General features: G+C 63.1%; 26 protein-coding genes and 3 pseudogenes. 15 read left to right on the plus strand and 14 right to left on the minus strand.

Translation table 11 applies throughout. From position 1 onward, the window contains the following. Nucleotides 1–140: 140 nt before the first annotated feature. On the minus strand, nucleotides 141–782 hold the full coding sequence (locus tag NKI58_RS07770) for a peroxiredoxin-like family protein (RefSeq protein ID WP_352593740.1): 642 nt from the start codon (nucleotides 780–782) through the stop codon (nucleotides 141–143). Nucleotides 783–1197: 415 nt separating this feature from the next. Here NKI58_RS07770 and NKI58_RS07775 point away from each other — a divergent pair, with 415 nt between their 5' ends. Continuing rightward, nucleotides 1198–1800 (plus strand): cupin domain-containing protein, encoded by a 603-nt coding sequence (locus tag NKI58_RS07775; protein ID WP_352785201.1) that lies wholly within the window; start codon nucleotides 1198–1200, stop codon nucleotides 1798–1800. 72 nt (nucleotides 1801–1872) lie between these two features. Here NKI58_RS07775 and NKI58_RS07780 read toward each other — a convergent pair whose 3' ends face one another. Beyond that, nucleotides 1873–2781 (minus strand): hydrogen peroxide-inducible genes activator, encoded by a 909-nt coding sequence (locus NKI58_RS07780; protein ID WP_352784883.1) that lies wholly within the window; start codon nucleotides 2779–2781, stop codon nucleotides 1873–1875. Nucleotides 2782–2929: 148 nt separating this feature from the next. On the opposite strand from NKI58_RS07780, the gene katG reads away from it, so the two are divergent. Next, nucleotides 2930–5128 carry a catalase/peroxidase HPI gene (gene katG, locus NKI58_RS07785; protein WP_352784885.1) on the plus strand — a complete coding sequence of 733 codons (2199 nt, stop codon included), beginning with the start codon at nucleotides 2930–2932 and terminating at the stop codon, nucleotides 5126–5128. A 78-nt stretch (nucleotides 5129–5206) separates the two neighbouring features. Here katG and NKI58_RS07790 read toward each other — a convergent pair whose 3' ends face one another. Continuing rightward, on the minus strand, nucleotides 5207–5884 hold the full coding sequence (locus NKI58_RS07790) for an MIP family channel protein (protein WP_352641539.1): 678 nt from the start codon (nucleotides 5882–5884) through the stop codon (nucleotides 5207–5209). 345 nt (nucleotides 5885–6229) lie between these two features. On the opposite strand from NKI58_RS07790, the gene NKI58_RS07795 reads away from it, so the two are divergent. The 3 genes from NKI58_RS07795 (at nucleotide 6230) to NKI58_RS07805 (ending at nucleotide 8805) form a co-directional block, all read left to right on the plus strand. Continuing rightward, nucleotides 6230–7519 carry an RsmB/NOP family class I SAM-dependent RNA methyltransferase gene (locus NKI58_RS07795; RefSeq protein ID WP_352784888.1) on the plus strand — a complete coding sequence of 430 codons (1290 nt, stop codon included), beginning with the start codon at nucleotides 6230–6232 and terminating at the stop codon, nucleotides 7517–7519. Nucleotides 7520–7644: 125 nt separating this feature from the next. After that, on the plus strand, nucleotides 7645–8103 hold the full coding sequence (locus NKI58_RS07800; protein ID WP_023677140.1) for a PaaI family thioesterase: 459 nt from the start codon (nucleotides 7645–7647) through the stop codon (nucleotides 8101–8103). A gap of 27 nt (nucleotides 8104–8130) precedes the next feature. Next, nucleotides 8131–8805, plus strand: coding sequence for a 5'-methylthioadenosine/S-adenosylhomocysteine nucleosidase (locus NKI58_RS07805; protein WP_352623137.1), 675 nt, complete (start codon nucleotides 8131–8133; stop codon nucleotides 8803–8805). On the opposite strand, the gene NKI58_RS07810 is transcribed toward NKI58_RS07805, so the two are convergent. Continuing rightward, nucleotides 8777–9103: a hypothetical protein gene (locus NKI58_RS07810; RefSeq protein ID WP_352457583.1), complete on the minus strand. Its 327-nt coding sequence runs from the start codon at nucleotides 9101–9103 to the stop codon at nucleotides 8777–8779. The genes NKI58_RS07805 and NKI58_RS07810 overlap by 29 nt on opposite strands. 71 nt (nucleotides 9104–9174) lie before the next feature. Here NKI58_RS07810 and NKI58_RS07815 point away from each other — a divergent pair, with 71 nt between their 5' ends. Together NKI58_RS07815 and guaA (NKI58_RS07820) are read left to right on the plus strand one after the other, a co-directional pair. Beyond that, on the plus strand, nucleotides 9175–9708 hold the full coding sequence (locus tag NKI58_RS07815) for a MarR family winged helix-turn-helix transcriptional regulator (protein WP_352457584.1): 534 nt from the start codon (nucleotides 9175–9177) through the stop codon (nucleotides 9706–9708). Nucleotides 9709–9763: 55 nt separating this feature from the next. Beyond that, entirely contained in the window at nucleotides 9764–11326 is a 1563-nt protein-coding gene (gene guaA / locus NKI58_RS07820) for a glutamine-hydrolyzing GMP synthase (protein ID WP_352623139.1), read from the plus strand. A gap of 231 nt (nucleotides 11327–11557) precedes the next feature. On the opposite strand, the gene merBA is transcribed toward guaA (NKI58_RS07820), so the two are convergent. From merBA to NKI58_RS07835, 3 genes are all read right to left on the minus strand, one after another. Next, nucleotides 11558–13822: a bifunctional organomercurial lyase/mercury(II) reductase MerBA gene (gene merBA, locus NKI58_RS07825; RefSeq protein ID WP_352784891.1), complete on the minus strand. Its 2265-nt coding sequence runs from the start codon at nucleotides 13820–13822 to the stop codon at nucleotides 11558–11560. A 245-nt stretch (nucleotides 13823–14067) separates the two neighbouring features. Beyond that, entirely contained in the window at nucleotides 14068–14361 is a 294-nt protein-coding gene (locus NKI58_RS07830; RefSeq protein WP_352623141.1) for a cation transporter, read from the minus strand. 20 nt (nucleotides 14362–14381) lie between these two features. Continuing rightward, nucleotides 14382–14807 carry a mercuric transporter MerT family protein gene (locus tag NKI58_RS07835; protein WP_352623142.1) on the minus strand — a complete coding sequence of 142 codons (426 nt, stop codon included), beginning with the start codon at nucleotides 14805–14807 and terminating at the stop codon, nucleotides 14382–14384. Nucleotides 14808–14892: 85 nt separating this feature from the next. Between NKI58_RS07835 and NKI58_RS07840 the strand changes: the two genes are divergently transcribed. Next, nucleotides 14893–15321 (plus strand): MerR family transcriptional regulator, encoded by a 429-nt coding sequence (locus tag NKI58_RS07840; protein ID WP_352593727.1) that lies wholly within the window; start codon nucleotides 14893–14895, stop codon nucleotides 15319–15321. A gap of 14 nt (nucleotides 15322–15335) precedes the next feature. Further along, nucleotides 15336–16295, plus strand: a pseudogene (guaA, locus tag NKI58_RS07845) (glutamine-hydrolyzing GMP synthase); the annotation flags it as partial. Between the two features lie 651 nt (nucleotides 16296–16946). Here the strand turns inward: guaA (NKI58_RS07845) and NKI58_RS07855 are convergent. Further along, nucleotides 16947–17594: a TetR/AcrR family transcriptional regulator gene (locus NKI58_RS07855; protein ID WP_352623143.1), complete on the minus strand. Its 648-nt coding sequence runs from the start codon at nucleotides 17592–17594 to the stop codon at nucleotides 16947–16949. Nucleotides 17595–17641: 47 nt separating this feature from the next. Between NKI58_RS07855 and NKI58_RS07860 the strand changes: the two genes are divergently transcribed. From NKI58_RS07860 to NKI58_RS07870, 3 genes are all read left to right on the plus strand, one after another. Beyond that, nucleotides 17642–17890: a hypothetical protein gene (locus NKI58_RS07860; protein WP_352623144.1), complete on the plus strand. Its 249-nt coding sequence runs from the start codon at nucleotides 17642–17644 to the stop codon at nucleotides 17888–17890. Next, nucleotides 17883–18776, plus strand: coding sequence for an NAD(P)/FAD-dependent oxidoreductase (locus NKI58_RS07865; protein ID WP_352457588.1), 894 nt, complete (start codon nucleotides 17883–17885; stop codon nucleotides 18774–18776). The genes NKI58_RS07860 and NKI58_RS07865 overlap by 8 nt, the downstream gene beginning before the upstream one ends. Before the next feature lie 133 nt (nucleotides 18777–18909). Then, nucleotides 18910–19773 carry a class I SAM-dependent methyltransferase gene (locus tag NKI58_RS07870; protein ID WP_352578785.1) on the plus strand — a complete coding sequence of 288 codons (864 nt, stop codon included), beginning with the start codon at nucleotides 18910–18912 and terminating at the stop codon, nucleotides 19771–19773. Between the two features lie 906 nt (nucleotides 19774–20679). On the opposite strand, the pseudogene NKI58_RS07875 reads toward NKI58_RS07870, so the two are convergent. The 5 genes and pseudogenes from NKI58_RS07875 to NKI58_RS07895 all read right to left on the minus strand — a co-directional run. Beyond that, nucleotides 20680–20792, minus strand: a pseudogene (locus NKI58_RS07875) (alpha/beta fold hydrolase); the annotation flags it as partial. Between the two features lie 3 nt (nucleotides 20793–20795). Then, on the minus strand, nucleotides 20796–21608 hold the full coding sequence (locus NKI58_RS07880; protein WP_352578786.1) for an SDR family NAD(P)-dependent oxidoreductase: 813 nt from the start codon (nucleotides 21606–21608) through the stop codon (nucleotides 20796–20798). A gap of 34 nt (nucleotides 21609–21642) precedes the next feature. Beyond that, nucleotides 21643–22149: an SRPBCC domain-containing protein gene (locus NKI58_RS07885; RefSeq protein WP_352450990.1), complete on the minus strand. Its 507-nt coding sequence runs from the start codon at nucleotides 22147–22149 to the stop codon at nucleotides 21643–21645. Nucleotides 22150–22152: 3 nt separating this feature from the next. Continuing rightward, the gene (locus NKI58_RS07890; RefSeq protein WP_352784040.1) at nucleotides 22153–22752 is read right to left on the minus strand and encodes an NADPH-dependent F420 reductase; all 600 of its coding nucleotides are present in this window, start codon (nucleotides 22750–22752) and stop codon (nucleotides 22153–22155) included. Between the two features lie 150 nt (nucleotides 22753–22902). Beyond that, nucleotides 22903–23637, minus strand: a complete 735-nt coding sequence (locus tag NKI58_RS07895; RefSeq protein WP_023676197.1) for an SDR family NAD(P)-dependent oxidoreductase — start codon at nucleotides 23635–23637, stop codon at nucleotides 22903–22905. A gap of 259 nt (nucleotides 23638–23896) precedes the next feature. On the opposite strand from NKI58_RS07895, the gene NKI58_RS07900 reads away from it, so the two are divergent. The 3 genes and pseudogenes from NKI58_RS07900 to NKI58_RS07910 form a co-directional block, all read left to right on the plus strand. After that, entirely contained in the window at nucleotides 23897–24793 is an 897-nt protein-coding gene (locus NKI58_RS07900; RefSeq protein WP_352784043.1) for a LysR family transcriptional regulator, read from the plus strand. Between the two features lie 208 nt (nucleotides 24794–25001). After that, a complete protein-coding gene (locus tag NKI58_RS07905) occupies nucleotides 25002–25589 on the plus strand; it encodes an NAD(P)H-dependent oxidoreductase (protein ID WP_352784077.1) in 588 nt (195 codons plus the stop codon). Between the two features lie 108 nt (nucleotides 25590–25697). After that, nucleotides 25698–25865, plus strand: a pseudogene (locus tag NKI58_RS07910) (GMP synthase (glutamine-hydrolyzing)); the annotation flags it as partial. A 45-nt stretch (nucleotides 25866–25910) separates the two neighbouring features. Here NKI58_RS07910 and NKI58_RS07915 read toward each other — a convergent pair. After that, nucleotides 25911–26456: a dihydrofolate reductase family protein gene (locus tag NKI58_RS07915; RefSeq protein ID WP_352784898.1), complete on the minus strand. Its 546-nt coding sequence runs from the start codon at nucleotides 26454–26456 to the stop codon at nucleotides 25911–25913. Nucleotides 26457–26476: the final 20 nt, after the last annotated feature.

Raw genomic sequence — 26476 nt, forward strand, 5'->3', positions numbered from 1 at the left:
GCTGATCTCTACGGCCGAGATCGGACGCGAAGCGGTCATCCACGATCTTCAGGTTTTGACCCAGGACGGCCTTTCCCCGGTAGTGAGCGGGAAGGGCGCGGTCGTCGAGCGAGTTGTCAGCCGCCTATTTCCGCAGCCCATTAATGTGCAACTTGGGAAGCCGCTGACATCAATTCCTCCGGATTCGGCGCCTTGGGGGTATTGAGGCCAGCCTCCAGAACTTCAGTGAAGCTCCAGCGTACAATGCCCCCTCGGTCGATGAGAAACTGACCAACCAGCAGCTCCTTAGCGGAAGCCATCATCTGCTGATCGGCTTCCGTAATCTCATACCCCTCCTTCTTGTTGAGCAACTCGTTTATTGCGATGGGGTCCATAGGCTCGGGCAACTCACCCGGGAGATCGATACGGATCCCCATGACCTTGTCCATCCCGATCTCGCGCAAGCCGAAAGCACGGTGCGAGGCCCGCTCCGGGTCGGACGCGGCGAGAAGATCGGGTGTCGGATGGTAACGGAAATAGAGCCGTGCCCGCTCTACCGGCGTATTGACGACCGCCAGGCATTCGACGCCTTTCTCAGCCAGGGCCGGCTTGAGTTGCGCCATAGCCGCGACATTGCGCCGGCAGAACGCACAGTGCAGGCCTCGAAACAAGCCGATCAACAATGGGCTACGACCTCGAAAATCAGTGAGCGCGATTTTGCCTTCGCGGGAGATCGCATCGAGAATAATATTCGGCGCCCGGTCGCCCGGCTGCAGCGGGCGTTCGACATTACTCGTGGACATGGACAACCTCCTCGCCCCGGATAAGCACACTCAGCCATCCGGAGTTGAGTCCGTGCTGGGGGACGCCAGGGCAAAAATTGCTTTCGACCTTTGCCATGTTGCCGAGGTCGAGATTACGCGCGTTGCAGGTGCATCATAACACGAAAAAGCCTCTGCGGGTCGTCCGTTTCGCGAGCCGTCGCGAGCGCTGTGGTAAACAGTGTATCGTCTCATCCGTGCCATGGGACGACACAGCGGCGGGACCGATTGGATATTCACATGCTTGCGGTGCTCAAGTCTTGAAACTTGGGCGGCTTCGATGTGCCCGGACGTCAAATGCCGACCGCACAGATCGCAGATCTCTGCCCTCAGCGGAACCGAGCGCCGTGCAGCCGGTTAAGTCGGCATGAAGCTCCCCACCAACCGAGGCCACGCCATGAGTATTCTGCAAACCACGAAGAAAGCCGTCGAGCAGGTCACCGGCGTTGCCAGGCCGGGCAAGCGCGAGGTTTCCGATCTTCTCCGGCCGCGCAAAGCGAATGAATTTCGGTTCAGGGATGATGGCCTGGTGCCCAACCATCCGTTCTGGCCGCTTGTCGTCTATCGCGGCGCCGTCAAGCTGCCCGAGGAATTCGATCCGGCGGCGGTCATGGAGGCGCTTTTCGACGCAAATGGCTGGGGCGATAGCTGGCGCAACGGCATCTACGGCTACGTCCACTACCATTCGCGGATACACGAGGTGCTGGGCGTTGCGCGCGGCACGGCCAATGTCCGCTTTGGCGGCAGCAAGGGACGAACGCTGTCGCTGAAGGCCGGCGACGTCGCGGTGCTTCCGGCCGGCACCGGGCACCAGCGTCTTTCCGCATCCGACGATTTTCTCGTTGTCGGCGCCTATCCTCCATCCGGCACCTATGACCTGTGTACGACCGCCGCCGACCATGCCAAGGCAGTCATGACGATCCCCAGGGTCGGCCGCCCGCGCAAGGACCCTGTCTATGGAAGCAAAGGCCCGTTGCTCGCAGCCTGGGAAAAGGGCTGAAGTCGTTCCTCTCGAAGGCGCTTGCGGGTTCGCTTCGGGGCTAAAACCGGATCCTTGACCAACCTCAGCCGCTCACGCCGCCAGCACCGCCGCGTCCAGCCCGCGGATGATCTTCGCCAGTTCGACGCATTCGTCGTGCCGAACCTTGTTGCGCCGCCATGCGAGGCAGATCGTGCGCTGCGGCATCGGTTCCTGGAACGGCACGATCTTCAGATCGGGGATAGTGCTGGCCGGCCCTGCCGCCATTTCCGGGATGAGCGTGACGCCGAGCCCGTGCGCCACCATCTGTAAGAGCGTCGTCAGGCTGGTCGCGCCGTAGCTTGCCATCGCCACCGGCCGCACGCTGCCGCAGACGGCGAGCGCCTGTTCGCGCAGGCAATGGCCTTCCTCCAGCAGCATCAGCCTTTCCAGCGCCGGGCTTTCCGGCGGCACCGGCGGTGAGGCGAAGGCGGGGTCGCCGGCCGGCACGGCAAGGAAGAACCGGTCCGAGAAAAGTTCCTCGGTGACCAGGCCGTGGTAATCGAGGGGCAGTGCCGCGACGAAGGCGTCGAGCTTCCCCGAGCTTGCGTCCTCGACCAGCGACGCGGTCACCGCCTCGCGCAGTTCCAGCTGTAAGGCCGGGAAATGCCGTTTCAGCTCCGGCAGCACATGCGGCAGCAGATAGGGCGCCACCGTCGGGATGATGCCGAGCCGGAAGCGGCCTTCCAGCGCCGGGCGGCCGCGCCGGGCCGTCGCCTCCACGTCGCGGACGTCGGCAAGAATGCGCTCGATGCGCGGCAGCAGGACCTGCGCTTCGTCGGTCATGCGCACCGATTTGCCGCCGCGCTCGAACAGACGGCAATTCAGCCGCAGCTCCATCTCAGCGATCTGCGAAGACAGCGCCGGCTGGCTGACGCCGGCGAGTTTTGCGGCACGGCCGAAATGCAGCGTCTGCGCCAGCGCCTCGAAATAATGCATCTGCCGGACGGTCAAACCGATCATAAGGAAAACCTATCAGAATAAACAGCAAAGGCAATTTGTCTTTATCGGCTGGGCGGGCTAGTCTGGAACCATTCCAGGAATGGCGCGGCCGCTGGCCCTGCCCGGAAAATCAACAAAATCCCGGAAAATCAACAAATCGGAGGCAAAGATGGACGCGAAAACCGACGACAACAGCGCCGGCAAATGCCCGGTCCCACATGGACCGGCCGCCAGGACCAACCGCGACTGGTGGCCGAACCAGCTCGACCTTGGCGTCCTCCACCAGCAGTCCAGCCTCTCGGATCCGATGGACGAGGACTTCGACTACGCCAAGGAATTCAAGAGCCTCGATCTCGATGCGGTGATCAGGGATCTGCACCAGGTGATGACCGATTCGCAGGATTGGTGGCCGGCCGATTTCGGTCATTACGGCCCGCTCTTCATCCGCATGGCCTGGCACAGCGCCGGTACCTATCGCATCGGCGACGGCCGTGGCGGCGCCGGCGCCGGCCAGCAGCGTTTCGCGCCGCTCAACAGCTGGCCGGACAATGCCAATCTCGACAAGGCGCGCCGGCTGCTGTGGCCGGTCAAGCAGAAATACGGCAGGAAAATCTCCTGGGCCGACCTGTTGATCCTCGCCGGCAACGTCGCGCTGGAATCGATGGGCTTCAAGACCTTCGGCTTCGCCGGCGGCCGCGCCGATGTCTGGGAGCCCGAGCAGGACGTCGACTGGGGATCGGAAACCAAGTGGCTCGCCGACGAGCGCTATTCCGGCGACCGCGAACTTCAGGGCCATCTCGGCGCCGTGCAGATGGGGCTGATCTACGTCAACCCGGAAGGGCCGAACGGCACGCCCGATCCATTGGCCGCGGCGCGCGATATCCGCGAAACCTTCGCCCGCATGGCCATGAACGACGAGGAAACCGTGGCGCTCATCGCCGGCGGCCATACCTTCGGCAAGACCCACGGCGCCGGTGATGCATCGCTGGTCGGGGCGGAGCCGGAAGGCGCCGGCATCGAGGCGCAGGGCCTCGGCTGGTCGAGCAAGCATGCCACCGGCATTGCCGGCGACGCCATCACCTCGGGCCTCGAGGTGACCTGGACCATGACGCCGACCAGATGGAGCAACAACTTCTTCGACAATCTGTTCAACTACGAATGGGAACTGACCAAGAGCCCGGCCGGCGCCCATCAGTGGACGCCGAAGGGCGGCGCCGGTGCAGGCACCGTGCCGGACGCGCACGATCCCTCGAAGCGCCGCGCGCCGGCGATGCTGACCACCGACCTCGCGCTACGCGTCGACCCGGCCTACGAGAAGATCTCGCGGCGGTTCCATCAGAATCCTGATCAGTTCGCCGATGCCTTCGCCCGCGCCTGGTTCAAGCTGACCCATCGCGACATGGGTCCGGCCGTCCGCTATCTCGGCCCGCTCGTGCCGAAGGAAGAGCTGATCTGGCAGGACCCGATACCGGCAATCGACCACGAGCTGGTCAGCGAACAGGACATCGCCTCGCTGAAGGCGAAGATCCTGGCCTCCGGCCTGTCCGTTTCCGAACTGGTCTCGACCGCCTGGGCCTCGGCCTCGACTTTCCGCGGCTCCGACAAGCGCGGCGGCGCCAACGGCGCCCGCATCCGGCTGGCGCCGCAGAAGGATTGGGAGGTCAACCAGCCGGCGCAGCTGGCCAAGGTGCTCGAGACGCTCGAAGGCATCCAGAAGGGCTTCAATAACTCGCAGTCCGGCGGCAAGAAGATCTCGCTTGCCGACCTGATCGTTCTCGGCGGCGTCGCCGCGGTCGAGAAGGCGGCCAAGGACGGCGGCCATGACGTGCAGGTTCCTTTCACGCCGGGCCGCATGGACGCTTCGCAGGAACAGACCGACGTCCAGTCCTTCGCCGCGCTCGAGCCGAAAGTCGATGGCTTCCGCAATTATGTCAGGGGCAAGCAGCCGATGTCGGTCGAAGCGATGCTGGTCGACCGGGCGCAGCTGCTGACCTTGACGGCGCCGGAGATGACGGTGCTCGTCGGCGGGTTGCGGGTGCTCGGCGCCAACACCGGCCAATCGAAGCACGGCGTGTTCACCGACAGGCCGGGCACGTTGACCAACGATTTCCTTGTTAACCTGCTCTCCATGAACACGGTCTGGGATCCGGCCGCCGGCTCCGATGAAGTCTACGAAGCACGCGACCGCAAGACCAGGGCGGTCAAGTGGACCGGCACCCGCGCGGACCTGATCTTCGGCTCGCACGCGCAATTGCGTGCGCTTGCCGAGGTCTACGGATCGGCCGACGCCGGGCAGAAGTTCGTCAGGGATTTCGCCGCCGCCTGGACCAAGGTGATGAACGCCGACCGTTTTGACCTCGCGGCCTGATCCGGGCATACGAATTCTCGACGCAACAAAAAGGGCGCGGGCCTCGACCCGCGCCTTTTTCGTTGGGCTTCCGAAAAGTCAGTCCTTCTCGAAGATACCGGCCTTGGCAACCACGCCGGCAATGGCGCCGCCGATCAGCGGCGCGACGATGAACAGCCACAGCTGGCCGATCGCCGCAGTTCCCGAAAACAGCGCCGGGCCGATCGAACGGGCCGGGTTGAGCGATGTGCCGGTCACCGGGATGATGGCGAAATGCAGGCCCGCCAGCGTCAGGCCGATGACCAGGCCGGCGAACGCCGTCGTGTGCTTGGCGTTGGTGACGCCGAGGATCACCGTGACGAAGGTGAAGGTTCCGATCAGCTCCCACAGGAAGGCCGAGCTGACGCCCCATTTCGTCACATCCCAGCCATTGGCGCCGAAGCCGCCGGTGTGACCGCCGACCTGTCCGGAGACGATGATCCACAGCGCCAACGACGCGATGATGGCGCCGATGATCTGCGCGATCCAGTAGGGAATGACGTCCCTGGCCGGCATCCGCCCGGCGAGGAACACACCGAGCGTCACCGCCGGATTGAGATGCGCGCCGGAAATCGGGCCGATCGCATAGGCCGCCGCGATCAGGCCGATGCCGAACGCCAGACCGATGCCTTCCTGGCCAAGCGGCAGCGCGCCGCCGAAGCCACCCGTCACCACCGAAGCCGTGCCGATGAACACCAATAGAAACGTGCCTAGAACTTCCGCCAGATAAGTTTTCATTGCCCTCTCCTCGTATCGATCCGCGGCTCCGCTTTTTCTGCGACGCGAATCACCGCGCAAAGAGTATTCGCAACCGGAAAACTTGCAAAGCAGAGCAGTTGCGCAAGCCGCTATGCTTGTGAGCACCAGACACGCACATTAGAAACGTGTAATATATTGATCGAATTGTTTCGTTCCGCATGCCGGCGCCCGCCTGGTGGCCGCGGCTCGCGATGCACCAACCCACATTCGTCACCCCTCGGCATGGATCGTCTCGCCGTCGGCGAAACAGAACTGTTTCAATCAGGGCACGAAAAGCTCTAAGAGCAGGGCCGGAATTAATTTGCTGAGTAATGGAAGACGACAATGAGACTGGGCGGGCGGCTGGCGGCAGCCATCGAAGTGCTTGACGACATTGGCCGGCGTCACCGGCCGGTGGCCGATGCGCTGAAGGACTGGGGCCTGTCGCACCGCTTCGCCGGTGGCGGCGACCGCGCCGCGATCGGCAACATCGTCTACGACGCGCTGCGCCGCAAGCGCTCGGCCGGCTGGCTGCTCGGCGAGGACACGCCGCGCGCCATCGGCTTCGGCGCGCTGCTGCTCGAATGGGGCCAGACGGCGCAGTCGCTGAACGAGGCGCTCGAGGGCGACAAGTTCGCGCCGCCGCTGCTTACCGCCGACGAACTGACAACGCTTGCGGCTCGCCGGCTTGCCGATGCGCCGCCGGCCGTCAGGGCAGACATCCCCGACTGGTGCATGCCGCTGTTCGAACGGGCGTTCGGCACGGCCTGGGTGGAAGAGGGTGCCGCGCTGGCGACGCGCCCGCCGCTCGACCTCAGGGTCAATACGCTGAAGGCCGATCGCGGCAAGGTGCTGGCCGAGTTGGCGGAGACCGGCGCCAAGCCTGCCCGGATCGCGCCGCACGGCATCCGCATCCCGCCGATCGAAGGCGACGGCAGGCACCCGAACGTGCAGGCCGAGCCGGCCTTCCAGAAAGGCTGGTTCGAGGTTCAGGACGAGGGTTCCCAGATTGCGGCCGAACTGGCCGGCGCCGAACCTGGAATGCAGGTGCTCGATTTTTGCGCCGGCGCCGGCGGCAAGACGCTGGCGCTGTCCGCGGCGATGGATAATCGCGGCCAGATCTTCGCCCACGACGCCGAGAAGGCCAGGCTGGCGCCGATCTTCGACCGCATACGCCGCTCGGAAAACCGCAATGTGCAGATCGTCACCAAGCCGGCCGAGCTCGCGCCGCTCGGCAGGCACATGGACATGGTCCTGATCGATGCGCCCTGCACCGGCAGCGGCACCTGGCGGCGCCGGCCGGACGCCAAATGGCGATTGACGCAGAGACAGCTCGACGCCCGCAAGGGCGAGCAGGAGACAATCCTCGATGCCGCCAGGGACTTCGTCAAACCCGGCGGCCTGCTGGTCTACATCACCTGTTCGGTGTTCGACGAGGAAAATGGCGACCAGGTTTCGGCGTTCCGGGACCGCCATCCCGGTTTTGTCCCGCTCGATCACCGCCAGCTTTGGGACAGCCGTTTTGCGGGCCACGAAGCGGCAATGCGGATAGGCGCTGCGGGCGGCATTTCGCTGTCGCCATTGCTGAGCGGCACCGACGGCTTTTACTTCTGCGCGCTGCGGCGGGCCGGCTGAATCGTTGCCATCGATACAGGGCTAAGCCGAATGCTGCAGTGCAGCATTTGCGATTGCCTGCCGCTCACCCCTCTGCGATAAATGCCTTTGCAATAAGATTTGCCGAGAAACGAAGGGCGACGGCCATGGCAGCAAAGATCGTTCCTGCTCCCGATTATGAGGACCGCGTCAGGACGTCCTTCGCGCGCCAGAACGCGATGATGACGATTGGCGCCGAGCTGACGCTGGTGACGCCCGGCATCATCGAGATCGAAATGCCCTATTCTGCGGCACTGACGCAGCAGCACGGCTTTCTCCATGCCGGCGTCATTTCGACGGCTCTCGACTCGGCCTGCGGCTATGCGGCATTCTCGCTGATGCCGGAAAATTCCGGCGTGCTGACCATCGAGTTCAAGGTCAATCTGCTGGCGCCCGGCAGGGGCGAGCGCTTCCTGTTCCGCGGCTCGGTGACCAAGCCTGGCCGCACCATCATCGTCGCCGACGGACAAGCCTATGCGTTCGCCGTCGATGGCGAGGCCAAGCTGATCGCCACGATGACCGGAACGATGATGACGGTGCTCGGCCGCGACGGCATCGAGGGCTGAGGAACGGGCAGGGGAGGATGGACGATCATGGCCGGCAAGGCACCTGGTGAGCTCACCCTGATATCCGGCAAGTCCGTTCTCTTCGTCATGGCGGCCGAAGCCGAATACGGTCCACACCTGCAGCGGCTGTTCACGCCGCTGCTGACCGGCGTCGGACCGGTCGAGGCCGGTATCGGGCTCGGCGCCGAACTGTCCCGGCTGCACGCCGGGAAGGCGCTGCCGGATCTCGTCGTGTCGCTCGGGTCGGCGGGCAGCCGGACGCTGGAGCAGACGGAAATCTACCAGGCCGTTTCAGTCGCCTACCGCGACATGGACGCCTCGCCCCTTGGGTTCGAGAAGGGCGCCACGCCGTTCCTCGACCTGCCTGTCAGCGTGCCGCTGCCGTTCAGGATACCAGGCATCAGGCCGGCGGCGCTGTCGACCGGGGCGGCAATCGTCTCCGGCGCCGCCTACGACACGATCGCCGCCGACATGGTCGACATGGAAACCTTCGCCTGCCTGCGCGCCTGCCAGCTGTTCGACGTTCCGCTTATCGGCCTGCGCGGCATTTCCGACGGGGCAGCCGATCTGAGGCATGTCGGCGACTGGATCGAATATCTGCACGTCATCGACGAGAAGCTGGCCGCGGCGGTTCAGCTGCTGGAACAGGCGATCGCCTCGGGCGCGATCGACTTCAAGCTTGTTGGGGCGGCAGGTTCTTAGCGTTGCCGAACAGCACGCCGATCATCCTGAAGCGAACGGCGTTGTCGCGATTGATGTAAGTGACTGACCCGGGCTCGTGATCGAGGGTCCAGCGTCCGGTCGCGCCGGTGTCCCAGTCGGCGACATAACCGTCATCGAGCATCCGCCAGCGCCCGCTTCGCGCCTCGCCATCGTCGAGCAGCATGTGCGCGGCACCCTCGCTTTCAAAATAGACGTAAGCCTCCTTGCCGTTTCGTTCCAACACGTGGGTCATGCCCGGAATGAGCATTGCAAGGGTTTCCTTCTGAAGTGCTGCCATGATTTCCTCCTGAATTGAAGTCGCCGATTGCCTTGACCGGCATCGCCACTTAGAGTGAACTAGTAGTCAAGATGCTTGACTATGTATCGGGCGAGAAGAATTTGGTCAAGGACCTTGACGAAAAACCTGAAGCGCTGCCGGATCACATAGGTTGGCGGCTGTGGCAGGCGAGCCGCGCCTGGCAGACCGAGTTCGCCGCTGCGATGCGCGCTGCCGGCCATCACTGGTTCACCGAAGCGCGTGCCGGCCTGCTTGGACACATCCCGCGCGGCGGCATGCGCCAGTCGGCGCTGATCGAGCGCTCGGCGATCTCAAAGCAGGCGATTCAGCAATTGCTCGATGGCCTGGAGACGGAAGGTGTGTTGCAGCGTCTGCCCGATCCGCAAGACGGTCGCGGCAAGCTTGTGCGCTACACCCGCAAGGGCCTGGACGCCCTGCGCGATGGCGACCGCATCAAGCTGCAGATCGAACGGAGCTATGTTGCCCGCCTTGGTCACGAGCGTTTCGCGGCGCTGATGGGCGCCTTGCGGTCACTCGATACAACGCAAACTGATGCATTGGACAAAGCCTCTGGCGTTCAGGACGACACACCGGAATCGAAGTGAAAGCGCGACCTCACAACCCATTGCGCCGACTCGTTTCTTTCTCTAAACGCTCGCCATGAAAACAGCCAATCATCCCGACACCGTCCTGATTGTCGATTTCGGCAGCCAGTTCACCCAGCTGATCGCCCGCCGCATCCGCGAGGCCGGCGTCTTTTCCGAGATCGTGCCTTTCCAGTCGGCCGAGGCGGCGTTCAAGCGCATCAATCCGAAGGCGGTGATCCTGTCCGGCGGCCCGGCCTCGACCGGCGACATCGGCAGCCCGCGCGCGCCGCAGATCGTCTTCGATGCCGGCGTGCCGGTGCTCGGCATCTGCTATGGCCAGATGGCGATGTGCGTGCAGATGGGCGGCGTCGCCGAAAGCTCCGACCATCGCGAATTCGGCCGCGCCTTCGTCGAGATCGCCAAGGACAGCCCGTTGTTCGAGGGCCTGTGGGCGCCCGGCCAGCGCCACCAGGTGTGGATGAGCCATGGCGATCGCGTCATCTCCCTGCCGAAGGGGTTCGAGGTGCTCGGAAAATCGGAGGGCTCGCCCTTCGCCATCTTCGGCAATGTCGAGCGCAAAATGTACGGCCTCATGTTCCACCCCGAAGTGGTGCATACGCCGGACGGCGCCAGGCTGCTCCGCAACTTCGTCCACAACATCGCCGGCATCGAAGGCGACTGGACGATGCGCGCCTACCGCGAGCACGCGGTCGAGACGATCCGCAAACAGGTCGGCAAGGGCAAGGTGATCTGCGCGCTGTCGGGCGGCGTCGATTCCTCGGTCGCGGCCTTGCTGATCCATGAGGCGGTCGGCGACCAGCTCACCTGCATCCTTGTCGACCACGGTCTGATGCGCAAGGACGAGGCATCAGGCGTGGTGGAGATGTTTCGCCAGCATTACAATCTGCCGCTGATCCTGGTCGACGCTGCGGACCGTTTCATCGGCGCGCTCGAGGGCGAGTCGGACCCCGAGAAGAAGCGCAAGACCATCGGGCGGCTGTTCATCGAAGTGTTCGAGGAGGAGGCCGAGAAGCTCGGCGGCGCCGATTTCCTGGCACAAGGCACCCTCTATCCCGACGTCATCGAAAGCGTCTCTTTCAGCGGCGGCCCGTCGGTGACCATCAAGTCGCATCACAATGTCGGCGGCTTGCCCGAACGCATGAACATGCAGCTGGTCGAGCCGCTGCGCGAATTGTTCAAGGACGAGGTGAGGGCGCTCGGCAAGGAGCTCGGCCTGCCCGACAGCTTCATTGGCCGGCATCCGTTCCCCGGTCCCGGTCTCGCCATCCGCTGTCCGGGCGGCATCACCCGCGAAAAGCTGGAGATCCTGCGCGAGGCCGACGCCATCTATCTCGACGAGATCCGCAAGGCCGGACTCTACGACGCCATCTGGCAGGCCTTCGCCGTGCTGCTGCCGGTGCAGACCGTCGGCGTGATGGGCGACGGCCGCACCTACGAGTTCGTCTGCGCGCTGCGCGCCGTCACCTCGGTCGACGGCATGACGGCCGACTTCTACCATTACGACATGGCATTCCTGGGAGCAGCCGCCACCCGCATCATCAACGAGGTACGCGGCATCAACCGCGTCGTCTACGACGTGACGAGCAAACCGCCAGGCACCATCGAGTGGGAGTGACGGATACAAATGGCGGCAATAGCGTAGTTTGAAGTAGTTACGACAAGTCTTCGTGGCACTCTTGAGCGACCTCCAATGACTCAGGATATTCCTCGTGTGATTTGATGGCGCTTTCTCGAAAAGTAAAGAGAGGTGTGGTCGGCGGAGTATATTGGCGTGCTGGAGCGTACAATTCGGCGGTTCGCTGGAGATCGGCGCAGCTGGCGTCGCAATCGGAAAATGAACGCAATCCTAGCCAGCGCAGCACGACAACTTGGCGACGTCCTTGGCAAAGCCGAGTGCCGCGAGCTTCAAGCCCTCGACAGTGGTTAAATACGGAAAGATCGCATCGGCGAGATCCTCGACATTGAGGCCTTGCCGGATCGCCAGCGCCGCGGTCTGGATACTGTCGGCTCCTTCCGGCGCGAGAATATGCGCGCCGAGCAACCGGCCACTGCTGGCATCGGCCACGAGCTTGATGAGCCCACGGGTGTCGCGAGCGGCGAGTGCGCGCGGCACCCGCTCGAGACCGATCGTCGAGACACGGACGGCATGTCCGGCGGCACGGGCCGCGGCCTCGGTGAGGCCTACGCTCGCCACTTGCGGGTCGGTGAAAACGATGGCAGGCATGGCGCTGTTGTCGTAGCGCAGGCTGTCGCCGTTGAGCGCATTCTTGGCAGCAAGCTTGGCACCATAGGCGGCCATGTAGACGAACTGGTCGCGGCCGGTGACATCGCCGGCAGCATAGATGCCGGCCCCGGAGGTGCGCATGCGGTCATCAACGACAATGCCGCCTTTCGGTGAGAGCACGATGCCGTGCTCGGCGAGCCCAAGGTCTTCGATGTTGGGCGTGCGACCGGTAGTGATCAGCACCTGATCGGCGTCGATCGTCGTATCGTGGCAGTCGATGGAAACGTCGAGCACAATGCCGTTCTCGGTCCCGCGGATAGCACGGTAGGCGATGCCAGAGACCACGGTGATCCCTTCGTCCTCGAAATACCCCGTCAGGGCCGCGCCGATCTCGGGCTCGGCCTCGGGGAGCAGCCGAGACCGGCAAACGAGCGTCACCTTGACGCCGGCGCGGGCGAACATCTGGGCGAGTTCCGCCCCGATGTAGCCGCCTCCGATGACGAGCAACGATCGTGGTAGCTCCTCAAGATCGAGCGCGGTCGTACTGGTCAGATAGGGCACGTCCTCAATGCCAGGGATGGCGGGAACAGCCGGCCGCGCGCCGGTCGCGATAATGATCTTGCCGGCGGGAATGCGCGCGCCGTTCACCTCGACACCACCTTCCACGAGACGCGCCGCGCCCTCATGATAGGCGATGCCGTTATAGGCCGGCAGCAGATCCACGTACTTGGCTTGGCGCAGTTCGGAAACGAGTGCGTCCTTCTGACGGATGGTTCCGCGCCAGTCCGTCAGCTCGGCCTCGGCCGTGATGCCGGCAAAACGCGCTGCCACGCAAGCATTGTGCAGCGTCTCGGCGGCGCGGATCAGCGTCTTCGACGGTACGCATCCGATATTGACGCAGGTGCCGCCGATGGTGCCGCTGCCGATGAGGGCCACCCGTGCGCCCTGATCGGCAGCTGTGATGGAGGCCGAGAAGCCGGCCGAACCGGCACCGATCACCGCAAGATCGTAGGCGCCACCATTGCGACCGTTCGTGCGAAAGCGACAGTCCGCGACTGCGGCCGTCTTCGATGTCGAGCCGACCGAGGATTCTGCCGCGGTATCGAGGCCAGCAAGGCTGGGCCCGAAAAGAGCCCGGCCAGCCTCCAGCGCTTGCTCGATCGACAGCCGGAATCCGGGCTCGTCCGTGGAGCGCTCGCCGCGCCAGGCAGAGAGGTGGTCGTCCGAACAGAAGAAGGCGGTCGTCGCACATAGCGAGCTGGCGGCGCACGCGCCTTCATAGCGGACGCTATGCCACATGACGGCCGATCGCGGCTCGATCTCGGCCAGCCCCCGCCCTTGGTTCCGCGTGGCGATCCGGATCGGTGCACCGCAATGGCGGCAGCGCGAAGCTATCGCGATGTCGCGATCGGTCATGGCGCCGATGCCGAGCGCGTCGACAGCGCACATTGCGTTGAGAACACGCCCGTCCAGTGTGACGTGGTGCCCCGTGTCTCGGTCCGTGAAGGGATAGGCGCCGACGATCCGCTCACAGTCGAGGACGACCAGGTCGCGACCGCGGAGCTCTTCGAGCAGAGGCCGGATGGCCGTCCCGCTCAACCCCGCGCGCTCCGCGAGCGCGCCTGCAGTCGGGGCTCGTCCGTTTTCGGCGTAGAGTTGGAGCAGTGCGACGCGAACGCGGTCCGTGGCGGGATCGTAGCCGCTCCAGCGATCGAACACATGGTCGGAGCCGACCATGGCCTGCAGGGCATCTTGGACCGCCGGCGATGTGACCACGGACCAGTCCGGAAACGTCACGCCGGGTCGCACGGTGTAGCTGGGCAGCGTCGCGGACGCCGAAGCTGCAAGCTTGTCCCGTGATGAGGAGGATGCGCAGCAATCATTCATGGTTTCACGCCTTCCTTATGAATCCTCGTCTCGCAGCCCGCCGCTTTTGCCCGGCAATGGTGGAAGCCTCACGCGACGAGACCGAGGCCCGCGACGATCAGGGAAACACCACCGGACCCGCACCCGCCAGCCATGCACTGAGGCTGGCCAGGGGCAGGCCCACGGCGAGGAGTGGCGCCGCGCAGCAAATCGCTGCGAGAATGGCGCCAACCACGCCTGCGCGGACCAAGGCTCGGTCACGCATCTCAACTGCCCTGCTGCACCGGATGAGCCGGATAGCCGGCATTCATGCTGGCGGTCGCAATGGCGTTCGGGTTCGTCTTCGTGTCATCGAACGTCACGGTCGCGGTCTTGGCTTGGAACGAGACGGCCACCTTCGCAACGCCGGGGACCGCCGCCATCGAGCTCTTCACGATGTAGGGGCACGAGGCGCAGGTCATGTTGTCGACAGCGAATGTGACGGTCCGCTCACCGGCGAAGGCGGCTGGAGCCACCATCACCGAGCTGATCATTGCGAGCGTGTTCAAATACTTGTTCACGGGACGGGCTCCTCTTGGTATTAGGCGCGAAGCAGCAGTGGGGCGACATAGTCGAAGGCGAAGGCGGCGATCACCAGCACGGTCGCGATCCAGAGCGCGAGCTGCACGAGGCCGTTGGGGATTGGGCGCGCGCAAGCGGCGTCATCGGCGCAGGCTCGCCTGGGCTTCCAGTAGACGAGGTAGAAGCCGCATCCGAGAAGGCTTGCCGTGCCGGCGACGAAGAATGGCTTGTAAGGCGCGAGCGCCGTCAGATTGCCGATCCAGGCCCCGCCGATGCCAAGGCTGAACAGAAGCAGCGGCACGATGCAGCAGGAGGAAGCGGCAAGCGCGCCGAGAATGCCGCCAAGGGCGATCAGGCGTTGCCGTCCGACCTCGCCCCGCTCGGACGCGGCGAGAACTGTCGTAGCGGCCGCCGTGTCTGCCGTTCCCGGTCGCGATGCGAGCATATCAGGCCTCTCTTTCCTTGCCGAAATGCCAAGTCTGTCGTAACATGCAGTCTGTAGTCACTACAGGGTCAAGAGAGATTTTGCGATGCGCGATCACACCGTGGTGAAGGGCCTGCAGCGGGCCGAGCTCGCCCAGCGAACGGGATGCAACCTGGAGACCGTGCGCTACTACGAGAAGGTCGGCCTTCTGCCCGAGCCGCCGCGTACGACGAGCGGCTATCGCAGCTACGACACCATGCACGAGCGGCGCCTTTGCTTCGTGCTACGCGCGCGAGAGCTAGGCTTTTCCCTCGATGAAATCCGCGAACTGCTGCGCCTCGTGGATGAACGCGATCGGCCTTGCGGCGAGGCAAGAGATGTGGCCGCCGCCCATCTTAAGGACGTGCGGACGAAAATCGCTGACCTCAAACGGATGGAGCGCATGCTGAAGGAGGTGGTCGCGCAATGCGCTGACGGCACGTTGCCGGAGTGCCCGCTGATCGAGACGCTGTTCCAGGAGCGAACTACCGCATAAGTGCGTCCGAAGGCGACTGGACGATGCGCGCCTACCGCGAGCACGCGGTCGAGACGATCCGCAAACAGGTCGGCAAGGGCAAGGTGATCTGCGCGCTGTCGGGCGGCGTCGATTCCTCGGTCGCGGCCTTGCTGATCCATGAGGCGGTCGGCGACCAGCTCACCTGCATCCTTGTCGACCACGGTCTGATGCGCAAGGACGAGGCATCAGGCGTGGTGGAGATGTTTCGCCAGCATTACAATCTGCCGCTGATCCTGGTCGACGCTGCGGACCGTTTCATCGGCGCGCTCGAGGGCGAGTCGGACCCCGAGAAGAAGCGCAAGACCATCGGGCGGCTGTTCATCGAAGTGTTCGAGGAGGAGGCCGAGAAGCTCGGCGGCGCCGATTTCCTGGCACAAGGCACCCTCTATCCCGACGTCATCGAAAGCGTCTCTTTCAGCGGCGGCCCGTCGGTGACCATCAAGTCGCATCACAATGTCGGCGGCTTGCCCGAACGCATGAACATGCAGCTGGTCGAGCCGCTGCGCGAATTGTTCAAGGACGAGGTGAGGGCGCTCGGCAAGGAGCTCGGCCTGCCCGACAGCTTCATTGGCCGGCATCCGTTCCCCGGTCCCGGTCTCGCCATCCGCTGTCCGGGCGGCATCACCCGCGAAAAGCTGGAGATCCTGCGCGAGGCCGACGCCATCTATCTCGACGAGATCCGCAAGGCCGGACTCTACGACGCCATCTGGCAGGCCTTCGCCGTGCTGCTGCCGGTGCAGACCGTCGGCGTGATGGGCGACGGCCGCACCTACGAGTTCGTCTGCGCGCTGCGCGCCGTCACCTCGGTCGACGGCATGACGGCCGACTTCTACCATTACGACATGGCATTCCTGGGAGCAGCCGCCACCCGCATCATCAACGAGGTACGCGGCATCAACCGCGTCGTCTACGACGTGACGAGCAAACCGCCAGGCACCATCGAGTGGGAGTGAGGGAAACGGCGATGATAGGCGGCTCTAGCGTAGTATTTCGCAGAAAATACAATGATTTGCGGGCAGGGCAGACTGCTAGCCAAGGCACATTATCAATGGAATTGACAAATCTATCGAGTCATTGAAATCGTCAAGTTTATCGGAGCGCCTGGCGCGGCTCGCAACTTGTAGCAGATCACTCTGACGGTACTTTTGACGGTGTTTTTCGTATCCGACAGAGCATTCTAAAAAGTACCGTCATTCGTTTTTAGGGTTTGACGGTACTTTTCTGTGTGTCAACGCTTTGAAATATATAACGAAAATGCCCCGTAGCATGACATTTCCGCGCTGACGGTACTTTAGTTATCGACATAGATAGTTTCAGCTTTGGCTGCGGTACCGATCGATGTTCCGGACCCGATCGCATATCGTCGGATGGCACCGTCGCATCACCTATCAAATGTTGTCCCGACTGCTGCCGGATCTGCGATGGAGAGAAGCGTCGACCGCATCCAGGCGGGAGCTTGGACCGCGGTAGATGCGAGCGTCTTTTTATAGTTGGGAGAAAGATGAGGTGCCGCGATCTGTGCAAGCTCGGCCGCGCGCGCCGGCCCAATATGACGAAGCGCCTGGACCACGGTCCCGGCCAAGCTGCCCGGAGCAATCAAATGCTTATCCGCCCGCGTGGTCGTTGCCACCGTGCGCGGCGATGAACATGGCGACGGCCGACCGGCAATAGGATTCGATTTCGTTGTCGTCCTCTGCTCTCGCCTGATCGAAGCGTGCGATAATCAGGAGATCGGATCCTTTGAAAAGCGCGGCAAACAAGCGGGCAGACCGGAGAGGATCGGGCACGTTCAGAACCGCCTTCGCGTGCAACTGGCGCAACAGGGCCTCGATTTGGGCGATGACATGGGCGGGGCCAGCTTCGTAATGGAGCTTGCTTAACGACTTTTGATTCGTCTTGTCGGCCATGACCATGGCTTCGACACTGCGGACGTCCGGGCTCAACAGCGTGCGAAGCAGGGATGATCCCACCGTCATGAGCTGATCTTCGGCCGAACCGTCGACGCCTTCAAAAAGGGCCTGTGGTGCAAACTGATGGCAGCGGGCCGCGATGGCCGCGCTGAACAGCGCCTCCTTGTTCTCGAAGTGCCGATAGATGCTGAGCTTGGATATCTTCGCCCGCTGGGCGACCTTGTCCAATGTCGTCGCTTGAAAACCCAATTCCACAAAGAGTTCGCACGCGGCGTCGACTATCGTTTGGCCAAGCGCCTCGTTGGCGGGCCGGCCGCGCCGGCCCTGGCTGTTTTCGGTCACGACAATTCCAGTACTTGACAGTATTATAATTCTTGCATTACGATACCATGCAGTATCTGAAATGTGCAAGCCAACGGGTAGGTTTCAACCTGTCCTCCAAATCAAGTTTCCCCGGGCCGCCCGGCGATATCGAATGCGGCATTGTCCGGCCGGTCAACACAGTGATGGGCGACATTCTCGTCGATGCCGAAGCCCTGCTCGCTGACCGTCTCGAGCGCGTATCGGTGGACGATATTTCGCGCCAGGCCCAGCCCAACCCCCTCCATCCACAACACGGAGCTTATCACCATGGATGACGTCATCATCATCGGCGGCAGCTTTGCCGGTCTAGCCGGCGCCCTGCAGCTCGGCCGTGCCCGCCGCAAGGTCACCGTTCTCGATACCGGCCTGCCGCGCAACCGCTTCGCCGGCCACTCGCATGGTCTGCTCGGCCACGATCACAAGCCACCGCTGGACATCCTGGCCGAGGCGCGGCAGCAGCTGGCGCGTTATCCCACGATCAGGCTGGTCAATGCCCGGGCCGACAGCGTCTCCGGCGCCGTCGACGATTTCTCCGTCCTCACTGGCGATGGCGAAAGCCTTGGGGCGCGCCGCCTGATCCTGAGCTATGGCGTCGCCGACCAGATGCCTGATGTTCCGGGCTTTGCCGAAGGCTGGGGCACGTCCATCGTGCCCTGCCCCTATTGCGACGGCTTTGAAGTCGCCGGCCAGCATTGGGGCCTCGTCTGGTCCGGCCCGCAGTCGCACCAGTCTGTCAGGCTGTTCCACGATTGGACCGACAGGTTGACGCTCTTCGCCGATGGTCACGACATTCCGCCCGATATCCGGGCCGATCTCGCGCGTCGTAACATACCTGTCGTCGATGGCCGGATCACCGAGATCGCCCATCACGGGGACCATATCGCCACCGTCAATCTCGATACCGGCCCCAATGTCGCGGTCGACATCCTGTTCGCGCATCCGCGCAACAAGCCGTCCGCAAGCCTGCATGAATCACTGGGCCTCGCCACGGTCGATACGCCCCTCGGCATCGCCCTCAAGGTCGACGAGCGCCGCGAAACCAGCATGCCCGGCATCTACGCCGCCGGCGACCTCGCCAACCCCCTCATGCCCTCGGTCACCACGGCATCATCGCACGGCGCGATGGCGGGCATCTTCTCCCAGCAGTCGATGCTGGTTTGAGAGCACAGATTTCCTTCTCCGGTTGCCGCGGGCGATCATATTCTGAAGGTTGCGGGCCGGTGTCACGGAACGCGGGCCCCCTCTCCCCTGAGGGGAGAGCCTAGCAAAGAAAGAATCAGAACAAGGATATGGCATGGCAGAGAAAAATGTTTATCAGGTAGCCGACTGGAATGGCCAAAGCGGGGAGCGCTGGGTCGCTTACCAGGCCCGGCTCGATGCCATGATGGCGGTGTTCGGCCAGGCCGCGATCGAAGCCGCCGCGCCCGCCACGGGCGAACGCGTGCTGGACGTCGGCTGCGGCGCGGGGGCGTCTAGTCTGGATCTGGCCGCCCGCGTCGGCGCGGGGGGCCATGTGCTAGGCGTGGACATATCCGAACCGCTGATCGGCAGAGCGCGCGCGCTAGCGCCGCAGGATACGCCGGCCCTGTTCCAGGTGGCCGACGCCAGCAGCACCGCGTTGCCCGAGGGCGCGTTCGACATCCTGTTCTCGCGCTTCGGAGTGATGTTCTTTGACGATCCTACGGCGGCGTTCGCTCATATGCGCCGTGCGCTCAAGCCGGGCGCGCGGGTCGCTTTCGTCTGCTGGCGCGGCATGGCCGAGAACGATTGGGTGCGCTTGCCGATGGGCGCGATCAAGGGCATCGTCCCGCCGACGGCGCCGCCCGATCCCGAAGCGCCCGGCCCGTTCTCGTTTGGCGACCAGGGGCGGGTGGCGCGTATTTTAACGGCGGCTGGCTTCACCGATGTCGCTATCGCGCCATTCGATGCCTCCATCCCGTTCGGCGAGGGGGGGACGCGGGACGCGGCGATCGACGACGCGGTGGAGATGACACTCGAGGTCGGCCCGCTGTCGCGCGCTCTCGCTGATCAGCCCGACGACATCCGCGCCCGCGCCTCGGCCGCGGTTCGTGCCGCCTTCGCGGGCCTCCCCGGCGAGCGGTCGGTGATGATCGACGGCGCGGCGTGGATCGTCATCGCACGCAATCCGGCAAGCTGACAGGGATTAACAGGGGAGACGCCCCCGCTCGGTGGAGCGGGGCGTCTTTGGCCGGTCAGATTGATGTCCCTTCTGGCTTGGAAGCCGCCATTAGCGAGCTAGAGGCTTTGATGGCGGGGTACAGCGTTTGCACGACACTCGAAAACGTTGGTGCACGTGCTTACGGAGCACGTAGCGGGTACGACGTCCGCACGCGATGTATTCGAGGCTGCACAGAACGCCGCCAAGGCGTAAGTCCGGGACGGATCAAGGCATGAGAGGAACTGCGTGTCGTTCAGGCTCTTGCGAGCCGTGACGGTCTTTTTGCCGACGGGATCGTGAAGGCACAGCTAAAGAATGTCGAAAATCGACCAATCGATGCCGATAGTCGCTGAAACCGAGCAGATTTTGAATCGCCGAAATTCTCCTTTGAATTCAAGAGCGCAAATTTCTGACGGATCGGGGAGACGGTTCTTCATTGCGTGCAGAAAGAATTTGTGCAGGGAATTCAATGCGTTACGATCACTTAAAACAATCGAGTGGGAATGATGGGGCGTACGGTAGAGTAGGTTGGAGTACTGTCGGATATATTCGGAAATTGTTGGTCAACGATAGGAAGCGATAGTTCGCGGGCGATTCTGCAAGAACAAGCAGCCGTTTTGCAGGTCGGCGATAGACCTTCGATTATGTGTAGAGAGGCTCAAAGGGATCGATACACCGCGCCGTCCACAGCACATGCTTTGGATTGGGATTGGAGCGCCGATCCAATTCCTCGGACAATAGACGTCATGTTCCGTGGATTTGTATCATGGTCTAAGCCCCGGGGCGGGACCAACGAGACGAGCGCACGGCCGCCGAGCACAGCGGGGACGGCGCCGTAGCTGAATACGTTCTCGTGCCTCGCATAGTTTCAGAGTGCTCCCGCAATGCGTGGATCGTGCGCATGCCGTGCGCCAGATCCCTGTAGACTTAAGCGTGCCATGCTTCAGCAGCTTGGCCGACAGCGGACCCGAGTTGGCGAACGGAACAATTTGGTCGTCCTGCTACGCGACGAAGCGGACCACGCCACCATCCACCCGCAAAGCCGCGCCGGTGGTCGCCGAAGCCTGCTCCGAGCATGTGTAGATGATCATGTTGGCCACCTCATCGGTGGTCGCGAAGCGGTGGATGAGGCTCGTCGGACGCATCGCCTGCAGGAATCCCTGCTCGGCTTCGTGCTGCGTGATTCCATTTGCGTCAGCCTGTTTCGCCATGAAGTTGCCCAGGATCTCAGAGCGGGTAGGTCCCGGCAGGACGGCGTTGACGGTGACGCCCGTGCCCGCGACCGCCTCGGCAAGCCCGCGTGAGACCGCGAGTTGAGCGGTCTTGGTCATGCCATAGTCGAGCATTTCCTTAGGGATGTTGACTGCGGATTCGCTACTTATGAACACGACGCGGCCCCAGCCTTTCGCCACCATCCGCGGCAGGTAATGACGGCTCGCGCGCACGCCACTCATTACGTTCAACTGGAAGAGGTCAAGCCAGTCCTCATCGGGGATATTTGCGATATCCTCGACGCCGTTGTAGCTCCGGATGTGTGCTGTACCGACGTTGTTCACAAGGATATCGGCGTCCGGCGCATGCGCGATCAAGGCCTTTGCCCCCTCCGCTGTCGCAAGATCAGCGGCGATACCCGAGATGTCGCTGCCGGGGAAGGCCTGCCGCAGCTGCCGCACCGCCTCATCGACCCGAGCGTTTCCACGGCCGTTGACGACGACCGATGCACCGGCACGCGCCAACCCCTCCGCCGTCGCGCGGCCGATACCGGCGGTGGATCCGGTAACGATGGCCTTGCGGCCTTTGAGTTCGATATTCATCTCATTCATCTCCAAGATTAAATAGGAAGCGCAATCAATCCACTGTCGTCTTCGCTGTTTCCGCCTCCGCTGCGTGGGCGAGGCTTTCGACCCAGTCTTGGTGATACCGGTAGAGTGCGCCGGGATGTTTGCGCCCGAGCTCATCGAGGAAGAAGGGGCCCTGCTGCGTTTCCTCGGTCAGCACATGGCAGCCATGGTCTGTAGGCGTGATGACCCAGCCATGGTATGCGCTTGAGCCGGTCTCGTCGCCATCAACTGTCGTCGCCCATGCGAGCCTGCGAAGGGGCTCGCATTCCGTCACGACCAGACTCATCGGAAATCCAACCGTCACACGGCTGTATCGCGTTCCGAGCGCCAGTTCCGGCTCCCCCGTCAGAATCTTGACCTGATCCTCGGCGGGAAAGTAGCTCGACCAATTCTCGGCTTCGACGAGCAGCTTCCAGACCGCTTCAGGCGGCGCCTTCACGTCAATGTCGTTGAGTGCGTAGATGGCCGACGTTTTCGGATCATATCGCTCGGGCCAGGTCACATGGTCGTACATCGATTACTGCTCCTTCTTGAACAAATCCTGGAAGATGAGCTGGCCCCAAGTGCGGCCGCGTGCCTGCACCAGCGCGCCACCCTCGTTGAGCTTTCCCAGCTTGACGGGTGCGAACCCGAGTTGTTTGGCCAAGGCCGCCACGGGAGCGGTCGCGTCCTCGTCGTCGCTCGACAGAAAGACGACACGGTGCCCGCCCTCGACGATCGGATCGGCAGCCAGGGTGGCCGCAACCAGATGATTGAACCCTTTCACGAGCTTGGCGCCGGTGAACGCCTTCGCGACGAAGGCGGAGGACGGGAGGCCGTCCAGCTCTTCAGGCACTGGAAACGCGTTCGTCGCGTCGATGACCGTCTTGCCTTTCCAACTCGGCAGGGCTTTCGCAACCTCGCGATGCTCCCCGAACGGGACCGCCAAGATAATTGTGTCGGCCTCGAGTGCATCCCGCAGCGACTTGGCGACGACCGTGGGTCCAATCGCCCGAGCCTGCGGCGCCAACGCCTCGGGCGGCCGGCGGCTCGCGACGGCCACGTCGATGTTTTTACGGGCGAAGGCGTGGGCGAGGGCCTGGCCTATCTTACCGAATCCTACAATTGCGTAGCTCATAATGCTTCTCCGATCCGTGTTGGTATTGATTCCCCGGCCTTCAACGGCGCTGGGTTATTCGTTCCGCTGTGTGGCGACCTTTGCGTGGTCGTTCCACCATGGACACGCTAGTTCCCGCCGGTCAGCCGCTTCCCGCGATCCGGCGCGATTTCAGATGGCCGAGAAGCCGCCATCGACGGACAACTCCACCCCATTCACGAAGCTCGAATCGTCGGAAGCAAGAAACAGCGCGGCCGTCGCAATTTCCTCAGGACGCCCCATCTTTCCCCGCGGGATCAGGGATTCGAACATCTGCTTCGCCTCCTCGGTGAGAACTTGGTCCTGCATCGGTGTGGCGATCGGCCCCGGGTGCAGCACGTTCACCCGGATATTCCTGCCCTTGAGTTCGTTGAGCCACCCGCGTGCGAATGCGTGCAGCGCCGCCTTGCTCGCCGCATACACGCTGTAACCAGGAAAACCTTTCACCGAAGCAACTGACCCGGTCATGAAGATCGATCCGCCATCGTTGAACAGCGGCAACGCCTTCTGAACCGTAAACAGCGTGCCGCGCGTATTCAGGCCGAAGGCCGCATCGAAGTGCTGCTCGGTAATCTCGCCCAGTGGGACGGCTTCGCCTGTGCCGGCGCTCGCGTACAGGACGTCGATCCTGCCCTTTTCCCGCTTGACTGTATCGAACAGGCGGTCGAGGTCGTCGAGATTGGCCGCGTCGCCGCGCACGCCGGTCACGTTCCGGCCGATCAGCTTGACGGCCTCGTCCAGCGCCTCCTGTCTCCGGCCCGTGATGAAAACATAGGCGCCTTCTTCAACGAACCGCTTGGCGCTCGCCAGCGCCATGCCGCTCGATCCACCCGTGATGACTGCAACCTTACCCTCAAGCTTTCCCATGACTTCTCCTTTCGTGGTGTCGGGACAGCATCTGCCTCCGAGAACCTCGAAATGGGTCCGCCGGCGTCAGTTGTTGAGTGCGGAAGCGCGCACATCGGTGGTGCGAAATCGATCCGGCTGGACGACTGACGCCAGCCGCGACGATCGGCGTCCGCCGTTCGGAATTGAGCCGCGCTCGTCGACATAGGCTATGATGACCGCTGTTCGATGTGTTAGATACGGGCTTTGGAAGGCGCACCGCGCGGTGCCGGATTGCACCATGATCGACTGGGATGACGTTCGCTACTTTCTTGCCGTCGCGCGCGGAGGCTCGGTGCGGGCCGCCGCCGAGCGCCTCGGTGTGAACCACTCGACCGTGCTGCGACGTGTCGCCCAGCTCGAGGAACGCCTCGGGGTGCACATGTTCGAAAAGCTGCCTTCGGGCTACCGCCTGACGGCTGCGGGCGAGGAGGTCCTCGAGTTCGCGGACCAGATGGAAGTGTCGTCGCACCTGCTGGAGACGCGCGTCTTCGGGCGCGACCAGAGCGTGCGCGGGCTTCTGCGGGCGACGCTGGCACCGCCCCTCGCGACACACCTGCTCATGCCGGACTTCGCCGATTTCGCGCGTCTGCATCCGGACATCGAGATGGAAATCTTGTCGTCCGGCGAGCTGGCAAATCTGACCAACCGAGAGGCCGACGTCGCGATCCGCGTCGTCTACGATCGCAAAACCCTGCCGCTCAATCTTCACGGCCTGAAGGGACCGGAGCTGTTCGGCGGCGTCTACATGTCCTGCGATCGACTAGCCGCGTGGCGTGCGGGCGCGCCTGATCCCATCCGGTGGATCGTCATAAGCATTCATGGAATTCCGGAATGGGCCAGCGAGGGTGAGGTTCGTACCACGGCGGTTCCCTTCAGGACCACGGACGCCGAGGCGCAGATCGTTGCTGTACGGCAAGGGCTCGGGATCACGACACTGCCCTGCTTCGTCGGCGATGCCGACCCCCTACTGGTGAGGGTGCCGGGCACCGACCTGCACATGTACGGAACGCTCTGGCTTCTCACACAGGGGGAGACACGCAAGACGAAGCGCGTGCGGCTCTTCACGGAGTTCGTATCCCGCAGGCTCGCCGCGTACGCGCCGCTTCTCGCGGGGCTGTCCATATCGCGCGACTGATGCCTGGCAGGTCGCCGATGGCGCTGTCTCGAGCGTACCGCTGTAGAAGGGCCATTCTCGGCGTCGAAAAACAATTGCTCTTTGAAGACTGTGGCGCGTACAGCTATTTCGAAATCCATGATTGGTATGAGAAGCTTTGCCCGAGCACCGCGCCGCACGAATGATGACGCGCAGCGCAATCAAATTGGGGAGGATTCAAAATATTGGTATGCGATGTTTGATTGTCACGGCTCATCCACTCAATCCAAGCCTTTGCCAAACGCTTTCGAACGCAGCTATCGACACCCTGATGGATGCGAAGCACCAGTGCCGACATGTTGATCTGTATCGATCTGGCTTCTTCCCGGCTCTTACACCGGCGGAGCGCGCGAGCTACTATTCCGGATTCGAGACTATAGAGGTAGCTAAAGAGATTGAGGATCTTCTCTGGGCCGAGACTATCGTCTTGATTTTTCCCACGTGGTGGTTCGGACCTCCAGCTATATTGAAGGGCTGGTTCGACAGGGTATGGGTGCCTGGTATTGCATACGATCACGCAGCCGATCTTGGTGCCATACAACCGCGACTTCGCCAGTTAAGGAAGGTGGTTGCAATAACCACTTTGGGCTCACCTTGGTGGGTCGATTGGCTGATCCTCAGGCGGCCAGTGCGGCGTGTTCTCAAGACAGCTATTCTGAATACCTGTGCTCCTCAAGCCTCGCTTACGTTCCTTTCATTTTACAAGGTTGAAAGTCTGCCTAGGCAAGGTGTCGATGCTGCGATAAATCGCATTAGATCAATGCTACAGCATCTATAGCTAAGCCCCGTCACAATGCTCCTTTTCTTTGAAGGGCGCAGGTAGAGCAATGCCCGTGGGGACAGCGCGGCTCGTGACCGCTGCCCTTATCGGTATGTACGCGCATACGCGCCGAAAGCGTCACCATCGGTAGATGGCAGCACCGCGGATATCTACCGTCACGACATGGCATTCCTGGGCGCCGCCGCCACCGGCATCATCAACGAGGTACGCGGCATCAACCGCGTCGTCTATGACGTGACGAGCAAACCGCCAGGCACAATCGAGTGGGAATGAACTCAATTCGGTCCGACGGACGTTAGGGTGTCGGATGGGTTGTGATCAGGCGGGAACGTACGTCACTCTGATCGCGTCCTCGCCAACCCGGTCGCTGGCCACGAGACGCAGCGGCGGCCGCGGGCCGGCGAAGAATGGCTTGCCGCGACCAAGCACGATGGGACGCAAGTAGAGCCGGTACTCATCGATAAGGCCAAGCTCGGTCAGACTACCCGCAAGCTCCGGTCCGGCCACTTCGATCTCGCCCTCGTGTTCGGCTTTAAGCGCCCTAACGAACCCTTTGAGATCGTCGTCCACCAGCGTGGCGTTCGGCCCGACCGACTTCAGGGTGCGAGAGACGACCCATTTCGGCTGCGCCCGCCAGGCCGCCGCAAAGTCGCGCCCGACGTGGTCCTGTCCCGGCTGATCCTCGTCCCAATAGCGCATTACCTCGTACATGCGCCGGCCGTAGAGGCTGCCGGCGATCCCGCGCACATGGGCGTTGAAGTGGCGATGGAGCGCCTCGCCCGGCATCGGCAGCCCGGGCCCGCCCTCGGCGCCAGCGACATAGCCGTCGAGCGACTGCATCATTCCGAACACAAGCTTCGCCATGCACAGGCTCCTATCGATCG

The sequence above is a fragment of the Mesorhizobium sp. M0522 genome, assembly GCF_040321085.1.
Lineage (GTDB): Bacteria > Pseudomonadota > Alphaproteobacteria > Rhizobiales > Rhizobiaceae > Mesorhizobium.